Source organism: Fodinicola acaciae, assembly GCF_010993745.1.
Lineage (GTDB): Bacteria > Actinomycetota > Actinomycetes > Mycobacteriales > HKI-0501 > Fodinicola > Fodinicola acaciae.
This window is the reverse complement of record NZ_WOTN01000004.1, coordinates 1182915-1199313: the sequence shown is the minus strand read 5'-3', so window position 1 is coordinate 1199313 and position 16399 is coordinate 1182915. Positions and strand designations below refer to the sequence as shown.

Below are 16399 nucleotides of genomic sequence, written 5' to 3'. Positions count from 1 at the left end.
CTAACCTGCGGGTTCTTTGCCCTCAGGTTCCGGTGTCTTTTCACCGGCCGTGCTGGCGATCAAAATAAGGTACTCCATCAGGAGGTACGGCCCGGACTTGATACCCTCAAAGTCGACATCCTCCATGGCGATGTCAGGGTCCGTCTGAACCTCGATCGATCCCCAGAAAACGCCAAGGACGCGGACACACTCGGCGGCCGCCAGGAGCAAGTCGAAACGGACTTCAAAGTCTGGATCAGTTAGCAGCTTCGGCAGTTCGTGCGCAATTTCGTTCCGGTGTTGCCGTACGTCCTCCAAGGTGGCGACTTGCTCAACCGTGAGGCCCTGCATCTCGACGAGCCAAGCACAGGACGCTTTGAACGGGTTTTTGTCGCGGCTAGCCACCGCCCGCTGGTATGACGCCTCATCGTAGAGGAACGTATCGCCCTCGAAGCCGCACAAGAAAAAGTCATGCACTTTTTCGAGTACTTCGGACTTGATCAGCTCGTAGGCAGACAAGAAGCAGCTTGCGCGAATCAGCGTTGCGATGACCGTGTCCGGCGCGAGCTTGGCTCGTAGCTGCTGCACGTACTTGTCATCCATGTCAACAACTATGACACCAACCGTACTGCCCGTCGATCAGATATTCGGACAGCAGACGGTACTCAGTGCCTAAACAACTAAATAGGAGGATTACGTATGGAACGAACACCAACACCAGGAGGTGAACACGACTACCTAACCGCCATCCCACCCGACGAAGGCTACGACGAACGGGTCATCCGTGAAGGCATCGGTCGGGCCTTACGTGACAGCAACGAGATAGACGACCGTACGGCCCGCTACATTGCCTCTCAACTACACGAGGGGCAAGCCTCGGCTATGTACAGCCTGGCTTCGACTGGCGCAATCTCCGAGGCTATCCACAACGAACTCACTGCCGGCTATGACGACCTGGAGCCCCGTGTGCAGTGGTGGGTCAACTGGCTTGGCGCCTACTGCCTGAACCGACCGAGCAAGGCCGCCGTAGCCGATTGGGTCGAGCTGGCCGAAGCCCAAGACCGCGCTGAGCTGATTGAGCGCATCTCGGCAGCCGCGGTGACGACCCTCGGCCAGGTGGCCACGGTCATTGACCCAGCTAGGGACGAGGTTGACTCCTTCCCGTGGACAGATGCCAGCCGGTGGCGACCCGACGATGTCGAGGACGAAGCCACATCCGATCTGGACGACCTCTTCCTCCTGGAGGCTGACGACGGTCTGAGCATGCCGACCATGGGGTGGTTCCGCCTCATCCGCCACCAGGACCGTACCGGCGGCTACGTGATCGGGCAGAACAACTACGGACAGCGCCACTCCTGGGAGACCGACTCCGACGACGAACTCCACACCTACTGGGAAACTCTTGAGCGCCAGTACGACGCCTTTGAGCAGGCCACCACGAGCCGGAGCGAGGTAGCCAGCAGCAGCGGCCACACACCGCAAGTCTGGGTCGGTTCACTGAGCGACTACAACGACGGTGAGCTGCACGGAGCCTGGCTCGATGCCACCCTCGAACCTGACGAGCTGCATGACGCGGTGCAGTTCATCCTCCGCAACGGCTACCACGCTGATGCCGAAGAATGGGCAATCCTGGATCACAGTGACTTCTGCGGTTTTGAGCTGGACGAGTACGCCTCGTTCGCCGCAGTGAGTCGCATCGCCCGCGGTATCGCAACCCATGGCGAGGCGTTCGCCCACTGGGTTGGATACGTGGGTGAGACCGACGAGGAGCTATTGACCGATGAAGCCTTCCAAGATCACTTTGAGGGCGAGTACGACTCGCTGGAGGGCTACGTCGAGTACATCCTCAGTGAAACTGGCTTCTACACGGAGCTGGAGCAAGCCTTGGCAGTCATACCGGAAGATCTACGTCGGTACGTCAAGCTCGATACCACGGGCGTTGCCGAAGAATGGAACCAAGGACTGCACGTCATTGATGCGGATAGCGGCAGGGTGCTGGTATTTGATGCGCGGGGATAGACCGCAAGATCGCCAGTATAATCGTCGAAGCTCTGCGGCATCCATCTCGTACCAGTGACCAAAGTCCCTTTCCTCTTTGCATAGTTGTCGGCGACGGCTGACGTGACAGTGGATTCATTCGCCCCCCAACCGGCATAGCCTCGGACGTGAAGCAGCGGTTGCCTGCATTGCACGAGGCGTCGCTCTTCCAAGTCCCATCAGCCAAGCCTCCGAAGTTTGTGGGCTAGAGGTACGGAGGGAGGTGACAACATATGGGATGGTACGACGGCAAGCTCGACGGCGAGGACGCGCGAGTCAAGGAGACCGGCGACCGCGTGGAGGCCCTGTGGGGTGGCAGCAACGGCAACACGCCTGGCGACGGACACGGCCACATTGCCTCCAACGACGGACTCAACGCCGATTATCTGCGTGAGCCGGGTGGCGAGGTCGTGGTCGACAACAGCTTGGAGAATCCCTACGGGTAAACCAGGTGCGGCGTAGTTCGTCGGCTCAACAGACCTGGGCATGTCTGTCAAAACTGCCTACCACTGAACGTTAGATGAAGCTACGACCGGCATGTATTTCTGCGGCCAGACGCGCCCAGCGGCCTCGTACTGTCATTCCCTCAGTAAGGTGGATGTGCGCGTCTGGTAGCTCCAGGTCGGCAAATGCGCCGCCTATCTCATCGAGGGCAGGTGATCGGTCGGTGGCGGGTAGCGACATCCATACACCGGCCATGATTCGTGCAACGTGTTCGCGCTCCTCCCAGTGCGTCATGACATAGTTAGTCGCACGTTCCGCGAGATCGAGAAATGCCGGCGCATCACGCGTGTTGGCTGCGACTTTCTTCAAATCTTCGATGCTTTGCAGGGCGTGCATATGGCCTATCACGACGGGCTCTACGCTGGCCGCTGTTCCAGCCGTCGCAAGCGTTGGTCGTGGTCATCGAACTTAGCTTCGTTGCGCTCCTGGGCTTCACCAATGGCTTCCTGGATTACATCCAGGCGCTCGTCAACATCCGTTTTGAGCTGCTCTATTTTTTCGCCGAGACGACTAATGTCTTCTCTCACATCCGACACCTGCTGCGACACAGTCGTGGCGATGAACTGTTTGAGGTCGGCGAATAGTTCTTCCTGAGTCATAGTAGTTCTCATTATGCGCCTGGTTGGCAGCAAGTTCAATGGACATATGCCGGATGGCTGACAGCGCTGGATTCAGCTAGCCACGGCCGCCTGATATTGGCGCATCACCTGCCGTGACACGCGGCCACGCTTGCTAACCCTTATCCCACGAGCGACAGCCCAGGCCCGAACCTCAGCAACCGCCAGCGAGGGTGACGAGACGGCCTCCTCGTCCAAAACCTGTTGCCATGCGCTACGCAGGTCTTCAGGCTTCAGCTCCACTACGAGTTTACCGACCGTCTCCAGCAAGATGTAGTCTCTGACATCTGACCACCGTGCGGAACTCTCTGGTTGGTCCGGAAGCAGCTCTGCATGACCTGATGTGACGGCAAGACGAACCAGCTGCTCAATGCTGGCGTGCGACCGCAGCCAAGCACTGCGTGCATCGTATTCAGACGAATATAGGTACGGGTTCGGTAGTCGCCTCTCCAGCTCGGCCAAGCTCGGTGATGACTCCGTGAATGCCGAATCGCAAGCCACAACGACTTCTAAAGGTTTGTGACGAGACAGTATTGAGCCAACCTGCTCGGTACGGGTATGGCCAGTCTCCGACCATAGCAGGTAGAGCGTCATAAGCTCGAAGTCATGCTCAGATAGTTCGCGCAGAAACTTCGCAATCATACTCCCTATCTCACCGTCCCATCCGTCCGCCGACTCGATCAATCGCAGCACGTTATTAGGAGAACGGCCCGAAGCTGTCGATAGGTACAGTACGGTCGGCTGGAGTGGAGTCGGGGATATTTGATGTATAAGCATTGCTATATATTAAGTTTTACGCAAAGATGCCTATTAGACAAGTCAAACTTGATCGTCCAATACATAGCCTGCTACAATAGCGCTATCACCATGACCGGATAGGCCTAAGGTTTCGACCGAACGCCGATGCCGGTCTTTTCATGCCATGGGCATTACGACACCACCATGCATCCGATAGGACTGGCAAGCAGGGCCAGCTAGCCGATACCGCTTTGCGTCGCACAGAGCCTACGATCACGCCTTGCGATACATCATTCCTCGACAACTGGAGCTAGCGTGTCGAGCATCCTAGCAACGATCCTAGCCGTGGCCGCGCAACCACCCGTCGACCGATGGGGAAACATCCCGCAGTGGCTCAGCGCTGTACTGACTGGCGGATCGCTATTGCTTGGGTTCTACATCCTCTTACGCGATCGCCGCACGTCGGAACTTCAGCAGGCGGCGCTCGTTACCTGCACGCTACAAAACTACGGGAGCAACGAGCATGGCAAGACAGTCGACTTGCGGGTACATAACGCGTCGGACCGGCCAATAACTCAGGTCACTGGCTACGCTGGCCAATGGGTAGGCGAAGGCCACGACGACGGTCTTGAGCCCTACCCCGTTACCGACGTGATCGAGCCCGGAGGCAGCGCTGTTCGCAGTATGCACCTGGGTAAGAAACCGCAGCGACGAGCGCCGATGTATATCGAGTTCGCCGATGCCCGCGGTTGGAGATGGGCGCGAGAGATCGATACTGGGATGATCAAGCGCCTGGGTCGACGAGGGTTGTATCCAACGACGCTCCGCGCTTTGGTCACGAATCCACGTGCACGATGGTACCTTCGCCGTCGCTCCGAACTGCGGAAGACGCTTGAACGGCGCAGATGACGACTCAGATGCGCATACTAGAGCAATGAATATTTAACGCGTGCTTCCGACCAAGAGAGTGATGAGATGCCGGACCCAAGTTGGCGCGACCTCGAACGCGAGCTGGACGAAGAAGAGAACAGAGCAGCACAGGAAGCCATTAAGGAGCAGCAAAAGGTCAAAGACTGGGAACAATCCGTCAGAGACCTGACGCCGGCGCTGCATGCAATCAATCGGAAGATCCACAAGTTTGTCAACCACGTCAACCGCCAGAAGGCATGGCCCTATACCGTCATCAATATCATTACGGGCAAGGTCACGCATGGCAAACGAGGACCGTTCAAGAAGCGCTATGACTACGACACACTAGAGCTGCGCTTCCCGCTAAACGGCCCACACGCCATGCTGGTCGAGCAAAACACCGCCTGGTCTATCTACCGCATATGCGAGTCGCAAACCGAGTACACTGCCAATCGCCTTCAGGTCGTGATCCCGGAGGACAAACTCAATCTGGCCGCCTGGCAGTTCGGCAGTGGCAGTACCGTCCACCGGCTCCGGCCGCCAGACGAGGCGTTCATGAAGCAGCTGACTGTCGCACTCATGCGAGCGATGGTTCGGTACTGTCGAGACAACGGCTTGCCGCCGTTGGGTTAGTCGTCGGCCGGTTCCTCACGACCTTCATCGGCTGTCGTGACCCACTCTCGCAAGCTCGTCAGCATCGTGAGTGCCGCGCCGAACAGGATCTTCACAGCCGCGCTACCGCGGAGCTGCCCGAAGTTGCGCGTAAGCACCTGCTCGTAGTCGCTACCCTTGCGGTGTGCCGCGATCTTCGAGCGCACCTCCTGGAGACTGCGGAGGAATGGTATGTCACGGTCGACGTGCGGATAGCCCTCTTGCTTCAGCCACCGCTCCAGCTTTGAGATGCCTCGTTCATTATCACGGCGCTCCGTCAGAAGCTTCTTGATTTGGGTTTCGTTCAGCGCGTCGACCATCAGCAGGGTCATAATGAGGATACTGCCCTCAAACTCGGTCTGTGACTCATTGAGAGGGATGCGTAGACGTTGGAGCAAGCCCGCGTCGGCAGCCTCTGGCTCCTTGTATAGGTCCCACCCATACCGCTCGCGCCATGCCTTTGCTAGGGCAATATAGGCCGACCGGACACGTAGGTCATCGGCAATCGGCTCTACAAACTGTGCCAGGAAGGCGCGACGAATCAGTGTCTCGCTCACTGGTGACGACGGTGCAATGTTGTAGCTTCGCCAGTAGTCACGTTCCACTTTGGGCAGGTCACGTCCGAGGTCGCCAAGGAAGACGACTACGCTCTCCTCCGCACTGTTGTCGATCTCGACGTGCCAGAGTCCTGCGCACCGCAGCAAACCATCTTCGACGGTGTACAACTCAGGCTGTTCGTAGTACTTCTGGAGCACGTCCTTCCTGAAGTGCACTGGAGTCAGGTAGTGCGGCGCATCCGGGTTGCTGCCGAAGTTGTTGGCCAAGGCATCCGGGTTGCACGTGTGGCGAACGTTCTGGCCGTCTTCGTCAACGTCGATGATGAAATCCGGGAAGTAGTTGTCCGGCTCTTCGTAGGGCCATATGCCTGACTTTTCCACCGGTGGCGCTGGCAAGACCTTCTTGCCGACGTACCGTGTATACGGCTGTCCTCCGACCATAAAGCCGTCACGCGACGACTGCCGCTCCACATGTAGTACCTCGGTTCGCCACGTAATCTGGTCCGGCGGTTGCATCCCTTCGGCACCTAAGTGAACTGATGCGATCAAGAAGTAGAAGTCCAGCTGACGGGCGGCCTGAAACTGCCGCAATAGGCTAGTGCGAACCTCAACACGGTCATCAGACATCTTGATCGCTGCGTCGAGCGTTCCACCAGTGGCTAGCTTCAGGAACTGCTGCGATGCTGCGTCCCAGTAGAGATTGTGAAACAGTCGAAATTCTTCGATTATCTCGAGCGTGGACGGCACAATGCCATCGAAGTTGCGTCGGAGCACAAGCGGCCGGAAGCCGTCTTCCTCACCTCCGGCGTCGTACTCGGTAGTCCGTTCGCCAGCTGTGTAGTGCTGCACAAACCCGGGTCGGTAGTCTCCGATGCTTACGTCCCAGGTCGGCTCGGCCATAGCGGCTTCGCGCCTAGATGGATCGGCAAAGACCGTATAGATACTGCGATTCCCAACGCCCGATTCATACCAACTGTCATAGACGGTACTCCACGCCTGCTGACCAAGCGATTCGAAGCCCGCACGCACGTCGTCCTGTTCCATCTATAAATGATACGACCTGCCTTCAGCATGCCCTATAGCTTTTCGGCCTACTCAGCCTTGGCTCGCGAGACAGTCAGGATGTACTCCTGGTCTGTGGTCTGGCTCGAATGGAGGATGTAGAAGTCGTTGCGGTCGAATTGCTTGGCGACATCCAATGCGACTTGCTGCCAGAAGCGCCAAACGAGGATCGCCTCACCTTTACTGAAGTGAATGATCCGTTCGCCGTGCTCAAACTCAAACTTGATCGTCAGAGCGACCTTCAGCCGGATGCGCTCGAAACGCTGGCCATGCTCGTACCCCAGCTCCAGGTCGTACAGGTCTTCGTCGATGTTCAACAGGTCAACGACCAGGCGATGGATCGGTGGCAACACCGGCTTGCCCGGATCAAGGTTGAAGTCGAAGTACCGGCGAGTGGCGTCAGAGTCGAGTTTCTGTGTATGAATCAGGAAGTCGTTCACGTGCATGCTGTCGTGCACCACCTTGTAGACGCCGTCAGGATCGCGGAAGTTATACGGTGTGCCGCCAAGCATCAGCACGAGGTTGACGGTATCGGCGGCATCCTTCTGGAGGTACTCCTCTGCGAGGATGTTCACGAAGCGGTCGTAGTTGATGTCGAGCTGGTGGCCCTCGAAAGGCACCGTGCCGCCGAACCACTCCTTGATGTTGCGTTCGGCGATAGCCAGCATCTCACCGCTGATATCGATCGCGACGTAGCGACCGAGTACACCACGTGCGGCGAGGCGCGTGAGGAAGTCCCTCACGGGTACGGCGTTGCCGACACCGACATCTACGACGTTGACTCGCTTGTACTGGCTCAGTAGATCATCGATATAGCTCTCGTTCTTCTCCAGCAGGCCGATAGTACTGTTCACTAGGTTCGGCGTATCTTCTGTTGCCAGCTTGGCCGAATAGACATCCCAGCTCTCTGCGCCACCGTCAAAGTAGTTGTACTGACGTGGTATTTCATGGTGCAACTCAAGGTTGGCCACGATGTCGTAGATCTGTGCTTGGTTGTAGAGCTTGTAGAACTCCGGCCGCGGCGTCACGACCTTAGCCGCTTTGGTATTGCGGAACTTCCGGTTGCCCTCGACCAAGTCCTTCATGGTTGCGATGTTCTGGGCCGTGTTCGCTATGTACTCTCGATCCCCTTGCTTATGCAGCGTCAGGTCGAGCTTGCCCTCGCGAGCGCGGCCAATCCACTTACGAACCGTGGACTCGTCCACGCGGTAGTCTTTGACGATGTCGATATTTCTGAAGTATTGCATGCGTAGTTCACTTTATCCCCAGGCGTAACAGGGATGTATCTGCCCAGGACTTATTTTGCCATTGACAAGATCCGACTGCCAACCGTACCATTAAATTGAGCGTCGAAACTCGCTCGAACAATAATGTTCCTGTTACCAACCGTAACATTTCTATGATGGTAATTCAATACCATCTCACTCAAATGTAATACGCCTCTAAGCGCATAGGGAACGCCTCAGAGGCAAGTAGGCTAAACGCCTGCATTCATTATAAGCCAGCTGGGTCGCAATTTGAAGTCCACCGGCTCGTACAAGATACGGCACGGTGAGGCCAGATAGGTGACCCGCCCGACGATCCTATAGATGTTCGGAACCTCCAGAAGAACTGCACGAGATATTCGAAACAGCAACGTAATCGAGACCATTGCTTATGAATTACACCGCTACACAAGACGAAGCTGACATGATCGCCGCCCACTTCGTTATACAGCCCCATGACATGCACAAGGCTGAACTGGGCGAGTATAAAGAGGCTGATCCTGAGCCGAAGTTCAGCATCCACTACGGCGAGCATGCGCCGCACGTCGTGACCCACCATGCGACCAAACTCGGAGACGGTAGGGTCTACATCCTCTTCTACCAGTTCCAGAACTTCGGGGATAAACCATGCGAGATTACGGTTTGGCGTGTTGCGCCTGATCGGCGAATAAGCATACAGCAATGACCGCAACAGGTCGAACGCGCATAAGCGTGTTAGACGACCCGAAGAGCATGTAGCAGTTCGTTTATCAAAAAGCCGAGCAATAGACCCGTTAGGGCTAGTCCTATGGTGGGCCACCACGGGTTCCTAAAAATGCGCGGTGGAGATGGCCGTCGCAACTGAAAGATGGTCGTGTCGATTAGGTGCTCTTCGCTTAAGTAGATTTCTGATGCTCCACTCGTTAGCAAGCGTGCCGCCCACCTCTCATTGGCCTTGAGTAACTCAGGGGCAATCTTGATCTTTGATTCTTCGATTTCTAGGCTTGGCTGCGCGGAGCCATAGCGGTAGTCGGCACCCAGCATAGCGACCGGCTCTGACGGCTCCTTTCCATAGCCACTATATTCGGGCGTATTGGTCTCGCGGACAACTTTGAATACGATCGGCCTTTCTTTATCGAAAGCGTCTGTGTCTACATCACGACGACCGACGTTAGATAATGTCAGCAACAATAAATGTGGATCGCGGACCTCCTTATCTCCCACCGAGACTCGTATCCGGCGGCCTAGACCTACATGTTGTAGCGCGAATAGACGTGTCGATTCATAGCTCCAGCGGAGCTGTCGTTGAGGTGGTCTGAGCGCACGGCGCCCGTAGATCACTGTCGCCGCAATGCCTGCTACGGCAAGAACGATGCCGAGCACGAGCGAGATATCTGCCCAAGTCACGATCGGCTCCTGACGACTTGTGCGAGCTGTTGATCCAGCTCAGTCCTCTGGTCTACGTGGCCTAGCTTTCTCGCCGTCACGCTTCTGTCGCGGAGGGTTGACTTGAAGATCGACTCAATTCGACCCGACTAGTCAGCCCACCGGAGTCCAAGGTCCCGGACTCGTGACGGGTAGAGACCAGACAGGTAAGACGCCTCGTAAATAAGTTTCGCGGAGCTCATCCGGCTGGACAGCGTTAGCCGCCGATGATGCGACCATCCCCAGACGCGCGCGACCGCCGACGGATGCTCCTCAATACTGGCTACTTGACCGAGGTGCGACATGCCCTGTTCAGCAGGTTCCTCCTCGACAAACTGGCGAGCGACGTATAGACCCTTGACCCGGAGGAGAAGAATCACCATGGTCGACGAACAACCAAGCACGGGAGACGACGAATCGCCAGCATCACAGGTGCCTCCAGGTGAGTCAGAGGCAACAGACCCAAAGAAGCGCACTAAAAAGGTACTGTTACTAGTCGGTGCTTGGATCGTCACGAACTTGACGGCACTCGCAATGGGAGTCGTGGCCACAATCGTTGGCCAAAAGGTTAATGACCTCACCGAGGACGACATTATGTATTCGGCTGATGCGTCATTGAGCGACCCGTACTTCTTTCCGATTGAGCCGAGTCGTGCTCAGATGCAGGCTGCGATGCAGGCCGATTTTCGGCAGCCAGAGAAGTCCCCCGAAGAAAGCTTAACGGTGCGCTCGCGCGCGATGGGACGTCTTGGCGGCCTGCCGACAGTGGGCGCTGTTAAGGTTACCTTCTTCAATCCGCAAAGCCAGCCAATCATTATTACGGCTGGGTATGCGCGCATAACAAGACGTGAGACGCGTACCTTTGCGGCCTCACTTGTTGACCACTCTCTTGGTGGAGATGGCGGGGCAGCCAGCCTCCTCTTCGACCTGAGCAGAAACTATTCCCCGGCTCACTTTATCTGCGACCAAAACACTCCATGCGAATTCACGAGCGATTTTGAGCAGAAGCAGGCGCAACGGTCATACTTTTCTATTCGGAACGTCAGAGTGGAGCCAAACCAGTCGTACGCCATCGTGGCTATCCCGCACAACGGCACAGGCTATATCGAGTGGCATCTTGAGTTCGATATTCAACAACGAATAAACGGCGAACGTGTGACCAAGCACTTGATCGTGCAAGCGTCACCCAGAGGTGAGTTCCGCGGCGTTGGCAACAAGCAGACGGCAAAGCATCGATACGCCTTCATGCGCGATCAGTCAGTACAACCGTTGACGTGACCATAGGATTTATGCGTTCTCAGGCAGGCGTTAGCTTGCCAAGACCTGGCGTACCCGTCTCAACACCGTGCCCTCATCAAGCAACTGCGCTGCTTCGTACGTCGCCTCGCCCGCACCCTCAGCCCGGTCAGGATCGAGTACCCAGTACGCCACCTCGTACAGGCGCGCAGCTCGCCAGTGCAGATCCGCAGCAGTCTTGTCGTCGTCGAGCTCTTCGGCGTCCAGCTCGGCAGCCGTCGCCTGGTCGGCCATCTGCTTCAACCACTGGCGCATGGGTGTATCGCCGGTCTGCTGTCCGTAGACAGCTCGACGCACACTCTCAACGATCTCGGGTGCGACGTGGCAGCCTTCAAGAGCCATGGCAAACACCCCTTCGGCCACCTGGTGCTGCTTGAACTCTCCCGCAGCGGCGAGCTGCTTCCAGAGATCGGCCGACACCAGCTCAAGGCGGTTGTTGCTCACTTGCGTGGTCCCTTCTTTGGTCCCTGGTCAGGTGTCCGGTAGCCCGGTGTCAGTCCGGCTATCGTGCCGCGGTTGGCTGCTCGGTCGCGTTGCGTCAACGTACTGGGCCGGATGCCTTTGGAACGAACCCGGTCGTCGCACGGATCGCAGACATCCAGCCCGGCCCCAATGGCATGCAGCGTGCCGCCGATCTCCTCGACGTAGTCCACACCTCGGATCTCGGCGTGCTTGCGCTCGCCATCCTTGGGTACGACCGTGGCACCCCATGCCTTGAGGTACGGCATGACCTCCTTGGGGATCACGCCGCGAGCGCTGGCCATCACCATCCGGTGCTCCACGCCAGCCGCGTCAGTCAGCACCATGGCACTCATGCACGTCTTCTGTATCCATGCCTGCCGCCGTTCTGACCAGACCCACGGGACGTGCTCTTGCAGGTCGCTCGAACACCGCCTGGCCCAGTCTTGGCGTTCCGGTGCCTGGAGGTGGTCTTTGCCGCGCTTGGTGATGCGCTGGAGCCTCGCGATGTCGTCCGGCTCGAAGATCATGGTTAGCAGTGTGCCATCAAGATAGTGCGTAGGGTTACAACTTCGAAAACAGCGCAAACCCCACCAAGCCCGTTGCATGGTGGGGTCGTCTGGGAGTACGCGCGTGGTTAGTTGGCCTTGATCGTGTCGAGGAAGGTTGCCCACTGGGCTGGTGTGAAGACCAGGACGGGCGACGCCTCCCCAAGCGTGCTGTCGCGAACAAGGGTCACATCTGGCACGTTCGCGGCCACTTCCACACAGGTGCCACCATTACCGCCTGAATAGCTGCTTGTGCGCCAGACGGGCTGGATCTGGTTATCCACTGCTCAAATCCTTCACTGCGGAGGTCAGGAAGTCGCGTGACTTCCCCCGATCGAGGGCAACCGAGCGCAGGCTCTCGAACTCCTGCCGATAGGCCGCCAGCTCTTTCGGCTTTACCAAGTACAAGGCACCGGTCAGTGCCTCGACGTACACCGTGTCAGGTTCGGTCTCTGCGGGGAAAGTGAGTATCGCGAAACTGCCGATCATGGCCCCGTAGATGCCGACCGACTGCGGCAAAATTCGGATGCTCACGTTGTCCAGCTCGCTGAGCTTTAGCAGTTCCCGCAACTGCTCGGTCATGACCGCCTGGCCGCCAGTCGGCCGCCGGATTGCGGTCTCGCTGACAACGTAATCGACCCGCAACGCATCCGGGGCAACGGTTAATCGCTGCTTGCGGGCCACCCGCAGCTCGACCTTGCGTTCAACTTCGCGTTCGCCACCGTTGGCTGCGAAGCGCAACAGGGCACGGGCATAGTCGGCCGTCTGAAGCGGGCCAGGGATCAGTTCGGCGCTGTACTCCTGCAAGCTGGTCGCGGCCGTCTCCAAGCCGACATACAGCTCAAACCATTCCGGAATCACATCTCCATAGGCGTAGTACCACCCCTTGGTCTTGGCGGCCTTCGCCAGGGCGACCAAGCCTTCGGTCGTACGCTCGTCGGCACCGAACAGCCGACACAGCGCTTCGACCTCAACGGATGACGCTCTGGTGTCGCCGCGCTCGACGCGCCAGACCTTCTGCCGTGACCACTCCATGTGCTCGAAGACTTCTTCAATGGTCAGCGGTGACGCTTCCCGGAGGCGACGCAGCTCGCGGCCGAGCTGGCGCATCGGCACCGTGCCGCCTTCTTCAGTACGCATCTGATTACCTCCGGTGTTCCAAAATGATACGCGCTTACGTTTCCAAGATGAAACAGCCCCGCGCGACGCCCGTCAAGTGATACACGCGCACTAGCCCCTTCGTCCGCGTAGTTACCTTACGCCGCCATTGCGGAAATGAAACTTCATCTGCTTCACTATCAACTGCGACGGTGACAGAGAGGCGGACCGCGATGTACAGAGCGCATACGCACCTGGCCGGTAGGAGCCTTGGCGCCATCTGCCGACCGCACGAAACCTTGACCTTGGCCCGCTGCGTACGTTGCGGCCGCATGCTGTGTCGCCCGGAAGGCACCAGCACCGCGGACTGGGAGACGGTCGCCGAGTACATCTGCCGCAAGCTGCCGCCCTCGACGAACTCCCTGATCTGACATGCACACCTGCGCCAGTCGGGAGCACCGGCCCAGCGGCTTCTATCTGCCCGGCCTCGGGCTCTGTACGTGGGTCAGTGGCGTCCGCGTCGAACTCATCGGAGCCACGTGTCAGCGCTGCGGTGCCACCTTGTTGGGCCTTGGCCAGCGTGAAGCGCCGGAACAGATCGGCGAGTGGCAGGCCATGTCGAACGTGCTGCAATGCGGCCGAACGGAGATCTGACCTTCATGCGTTGCCGCCACGGCCACCACCAGCCGTACGACCGCTACGTCCCTGGGGTTGGCCTCCAGCTCTGGGTGCCAGCCGATAGCAAGGTGTTCCTGCTGGCGGCGCGCTGCTGGTTTTGCCAGTGCTTGCTTGGGGGCCTGAGCGACCGCATTGGGCCAGGCAACTGGGCACCCATGATTGAACTGTTTGGCCGGCCGGATGAGCCGCACTCCATGTTTTTCCAGTCTTCCTAAGTGAAAGGCTAGCTATGGCAGCCGAGACCGTGGACTGCGTCCACAGCGGGGTTGTTCCGATTCCCATTCATGTGCAGGCCATCCTGGAAGGCCGCGTCGAGCTGCTGGGCGGGGCTTGTGAGCGCTGCGGTCAGACGGTCATAGGGGTCTACACCAATAGTCGTTTGCCGGTGGAATGGATTCCGGTTAGCAAGATCGTCCGCAAGGTCCGGCACTACCGGCGCCAAGAGGTAGTCAACCAATTCCTGGGCACGCCGAGCCAGAGCGTGGAGTCTGGCTCGTGATGCTCCCCTGCGACCGTCACCAGGTCTTCACGCCCTGGCGCGTCGGTGCCGTAGCCATCATTGAGGGTCACGTTGACTTGCTCGCCGGTCGTTGCGAACGCTGCGGCCAAACCGCTATCGGCCTAGAGGTGGGCGGTGGGCGGCCAGTCCGGTGGATGGCGCTCTACGACATCGTCAAGCACGAACAGCATTACCACGATGCGCTTGTCGCCGGCGCGACTGCTGGCACTGCGACGCCGGCACGGGTTGCATCATGAAGCTCCCCGTCTCCGTACCGCTGAAGCTGCGGCGGCGGGTCGAGAACGGCAGCACCGAAACGGACGCTCTGACCAGCCATCCGTCGTGTGGCTGGTGCCGGCGAGACAGGGTTGTTCGTTTCGGTGCTGTCCGGGCCATGCTCAAACTTTGGTGGCGCCTCACCGGCTGCGCGTCGACGGGGCAGTCCCGCAACCGCTTTATCGCCAGGCGTTGGCTGGAAGTCGAACGTGCCCATAACACGCAGGACAAGGTGCTGACCGACGCTGGCGAGGTTGACGCTATTTCGGCTGAGTTGCTGCGTCGCCTTGAGGTGGCCATTACCGAAGAAGCCGACGCCTGGGAATTGGCGGCCTGGTACTACGAACAGCACGGCGACCCGCTGGCTGCGTACGCCTGCCAGCGCTGGGCCGATGACCTGCTCACTCTTGAGCCACGCCAGTGTCTAGCCAATTTCTTGAGAACAACACGCTTCCGAGCAACTGCTCGACGCCACCCATCCCTACACACGGAAACGGAAATCTCCCCGTCATGACCTTGCCACTGAGAAAACCTGTTGAACGCGTGGCCTCATGGCTGATCGCCCTGACCTTGCTGCCGCTGGCCTTCGAGTCCGTACATATGGTCTTGGATCATTACTGGCTGACCACCTGGGTGCTCTTTGTGGTTGCCGCAGCCATCGCGGTGCTCACGGCGGGCTTGAGCTACCTGGCATTCCAGCGGATGCAACGGGGCCGTCCTGGCGGCCTGGCCCTGGTAGCCACCAGTGCCTTGGTCTTCGCGCCAAGTCTGGCGCTGACCTACCTCCAGCCGGGCCGCTCGATGTCCGCGGCCATGGTGGCAGTCGGCGTGGTCTGGATCGGTGGCAGCAGCCTGGTGTATTCGCTCGGTACGCGGGCAGCCGAGGTAACGCAGTGGCAACGGCGACTCGATGCTGAGCTGGCCACGCTGGGCAAGGAACGCGACCGGCTCACCAGTATTAAACCGGCTTCCCACCACGAAGCCGTCCAACTGACCGACATTTTTGTAGAAGAAGCGGTGCTGTGGCGACAGGCCGCTGATACGTACCGCGTCTACGGCCACAGGGCAGTGGCCAGCCTGTGTGACGACCGGGCCGACACCCTGACAGCTGACGATCCCTGGGATCACCTGCACATGCCCCGCGACGTGTTTTTGGAGCGCTACGCACCGAACGAGCCAACAGCGGAACCGACCGCCTAACCGAAGCAGCACGGCACCAGGCAGGAGACCAGGATGGACATGTTGTTGTTCGGGGTGCTGCTGGGCTTCCTGGCCGGCCTGCTGGCAGCACGCCGCACCGGCAGCCGAGATGACTAAGCCGGTAGTGCAGGCCAATTCCGAACTCGTCAAGATGGCCGCCAAGCACGTCCGGCTGCACCAGCCGGTGCGCAGCGAACGGGGCATTATCTGCCGCCGTTGTGGCCGCCGCTGGGTTTGTCCCATCCACGCCAACGGCCAAATTGTGTTGCAGGCGGCCAATGTCAGGCTGGAGGACTTCGAAGAAAAGCGCGACCTGCAACCTCCAGACACGACCAAGCCACGGCCGCGTAGCCACCGGCGGCAACCGCAGTCTGAGCCACGAGTGCGAGTCGAGCCGACTAGCGACGGCGGCAAGACCGTGACCATTACCCCGGTCGAGGGGGCCACGGTGCAGTTGCCGCGGATTCGGCCGCATCCCGAAGCCTCAGCCGCACCCGAGAAGGAGGGCCAGGACGGCTGAGCCAAAGGGAGCCTCCGGCCCAGTTGCGTTAAGACCCCCTCCAGGGTGACGCGAGGGCCGGAGGTCTTCCCCTTGTACGCAAAACGCAAACCACGCGGCGAT

20 protein-coding genes are annotated in these 16399 nt (G+C 58.9%); 9 read left to right on the top strand and 11 right to left on the bottom strand.

From position 1 onward, the window contains the following. Entirely contained in the window at positions 1-582 is a 582-nt protein-coding gene (locus tag GNX95_RS41140) for a hypothetical protein (RefSeq protein ID WP_163513577.1), read from the bottom strand. Positions 583-678: 96 nt separating this feature from the next. Between GNX95_RS41140 and GNX95_RS41135 the strand changes: the two genes are divergently transcribed. Both GNX95_RS41135 and GNX95_RS41130 read left to right on the top strand, forming a co-directional pair. Continuing rightward, the gene (locus GNX95_RS41135) at positions 679-1998 is read left to right on the top strand and encodes an antirestriction protein ArdA (RefSeq protein ID WP_163513576.1); all 1320 of its coding nucleotides are present in this window, start codon (positions 679-681) and stop codon (positions 1996-1998) included. 251 nt (positions 1999-2249) lie between these two features. Next, entirely contained in the window at positions 2250-2462 is a 213-nt protein-coding gene (locus tag GNX95_RS41130; protein ID WP_163513575.1) for a hypothetical protein, read from the top strand. 70 nt (positions 2463-2532) lie between these two features. On the opposite strand, the gene GNX95_RS41125 is transcribed toward GNX95_RS41130, so the two are convergent. The 3 genes from GNX95_RS41125 to GNX95_RS41115 form a co-directional block, all read right to left on the bottom strand. Next, complete coding sequence (locus GNX95_RS41125) at positions 2533-2856, bottom strand: hypothetical protein (RefSeq protein ID WP_163513574.1); 324 nt, start codon at positions 2854-2856, stop codon at positions 2533-2535. A 20-nt stretch (positions 2857-2876) separates the two neighbouring features. Further along, positions 2877-3119 carry a hypothetical protein gene (locus GNX95_RS41120; protein ID WP_163513573.1) on the bottom strand — a complete coding sequence of 81 codons (243 nt, stop codon included), beginning with the start codon at positions 3117-3119 and terminating at the stop codon, positions 2877-2879. Positions 3120-3191: 72 nt separating this feature from the next. Continuing rightward, positions 3192-3830 (bottom strand): Lsr2 family DNA-binding protein, encoded by a 639-nt coding sequence (locus tag GNX95_RS41115; RefSeq protein ID WP_222854311.1) that lies wholly within the window; start codon positions 3828-3830, stop codon positions 3192-3194. 1020 nt (positions 3831-4850) lie between these two features. Here GNX95_RS41115 and GNX95_RS41110 point away from each other — a divergent pair. Then, positions 4851-5417, top strand: a complete 567-nt coding sequence (locus tag GNX95_RS41110; RefSeq protein ID WP_163513572.1) for a hypothetical protein — start codon at positions 4851-4853, stop codon at positions 5415-5417. Here the strand turns inward: GNX95_RS41110 and GNX95_RS41105 are convergent. Both GNX95_RS41105 and GNX95_RS41100 read right to left on the bottom strand, forming a co-directional pair. Then, positions 5414-7036, bottom strand: coding sequence for a hypothetical protein (locus tag GNX95_RS41105; RefSeq protein ID WP_163513571.1), 1623 nt, complete (start codon positions 7034-7036; stop codon positions 5414-5416). The genes GNX95_RS41110 and GNX95_RS41105 overlap by 4 nt on opposite strands. Positions 7037-7083: 47 nt before the next feature. Further along, a complete protein-coding gene (locus GNX95_RS41100; RefSeq protein ID WP_163513570.1) occupies positions 7084-8301 on the bottom strand; it encodes a class I SAM-dependent methyltransferase in 1218 nt (405 codons plus the stop codon). A gap of 442 nt (positions 8302-8743) precedes the next feature. Here GNX95_RS41100 and GNX95_RS41095 point away from each other — a divergent pair, with 442 nt between their 5' ends. Next, positions 8744-9004 (top strand): hypothetical protein, encoded by a 261-nt coding sequence (locus tag GNX95_RS41095; RefSeq protein ID WP_163513569.1) that lies wholly within the window; start codon positions 8744-8746, stop codon positions 9002-9004. Positions 9005-9033: 29 nt separating this feature from the next. Here the strand turns inward: GNX95_RS41095 and GNX95_RS41090 are convergent, their stop codons facing one another. Next, positions 9034-9705 (bottom strand): hypothetical protein, encoded by a 672-nt coding sequence (locus tag GNX95_RS41090; protein ID WP_163513568.1) that lies wholly within the window; start codon positions 9703-9705, stop codon positions 9034-9036. 399 nt (positions 9706-10104) lie between these two features. Between GNX95_RS41090 and GNX95_RS41085 the strand changes: the two genes are divergently transcribed. Further along, positions 10105-11001, top strand: coding sequence for a hypothetical protein (locus tag GNX95_RS41085; RefSeq protein ID WP_163513567.1), 897 nt, complete (start codon positions 10105-10107; stop codon positions 10999-11001). Between the two features lie 30 nt (positions 11002-11031). Here the strand turns inward: GNX95_RS41085 and GNX95_RS41080 are convergent, their stop codons facing one another. The 4 genes from GNX95_RS41080 to GNX95_RS41065 all read right to left on the bottom strand — a co-directional run bounded on the left by GNX95_RS41080 (position 11032) and on the right by GNX95_RS41065 (position 13166). Further along, complete coding sequence (locus GNX95_RS41080; RefSeq protein WP_163513566.1) at positions 11032-11463, bottom strand: hypothetical protein; 432 nt, start codon at positions 11461-11463, stop codon at positions 11032-11034. Next, on the bottom strand, positions 11460-12008 hold the full coding sequence (locus GNX95_RS41075; protein ID WP_163513565.1) for a hypothetical protein: 549 nt from the start codon (positions 12006-12008) through the stop codon (positions 11460-11462). Before GNX95_RS41075 ends, GNX95_RS41080 begins: the two co-directional genes overlap by 4 nt. Before the next feature lie 107 nt (positions 12009-12115). Continuing rightward, positions 12116-12310 (bottom strand): DUF397 domain-containing protein, encoded by a 195-nt coding sequence (locus tag GNX95_RS41070; RefSeq protein WP_163513564.1) that lies wholly within the window; start codon positions 12308-12310, stop codon positions 12116-12118. After that, a complete protein-coding gene (locus tag GNX95_RS41065; RefSeq protein WP_163513563.1) occupies positions 12303-13166 on the bottom strand; it encodes a helix-turn-helix domain-containing protein in 864 nt (287 codons plus the stop codon). Before GNX95_RS41065 ends, GNX95_RS41070 begins: the two co-directional genes overlap by 8 nt. Positions 13167-14031: 865 nt before the next feature. On the opposite strand from GNX95_RS41065, the gene GNX95_RS41060 reads away from it, so the two are divergent. The 4 genes from GNX95_RS41060 to GNX95_RS41045 all read left to right on the top strand — a co-directional run bounded on the left by GNX95_RS41060 (position 14032) and on the right by GNX95_RS41045 (position 16297). After that, positions 14032-14301: a hypothetical protein gene (locus tag GNX95_RS41060; RefSeq protein WP_163513562.1), complete on the top strand. Its 270-nt coding sequence runs from the start codon at positions 14032-14034 to the stop codon at positions 14299-14301. A gap of 253 nt (positions 14302-14554) precedes the next feature. Further along, positions 14555-15091, top strand: a complete 537-nt coding sequence (locus GNX95_RS41055; protein WP_163513561.1) for a hypothetical protein — start codon at positions 14555-14557, stop codon at positions 15089-15091. Beyond that, positions 15088-15777, top strand: a complete 690-nt coding sequence (locus tag GNX95_RS41050; RefSeq protein WP_163513560.1) for a hypothetical protein — start codon at positions 15088-15090, stop codon at positions 15775-15777. The genes GNX95_RS41055 and GNX95_RS41050 overlap by 4 nt, the downstream gene beginning before the upstream one ends. 109 nt (positions 15778-15886) lie before the next feature. Beyond that, on the top strand, positions 15887-16297 hold the full coding sequence (locus tag GNX95_RS41045) for a hypothetical protein (RefSeq protein WP_163513559.1): 411 nt from the start codon (positions 15887-15889) through the stop codon (positions 16295-16297). The last annotated feature ends 102 nt before the right edge of the window (positions 16298-16399 follow it).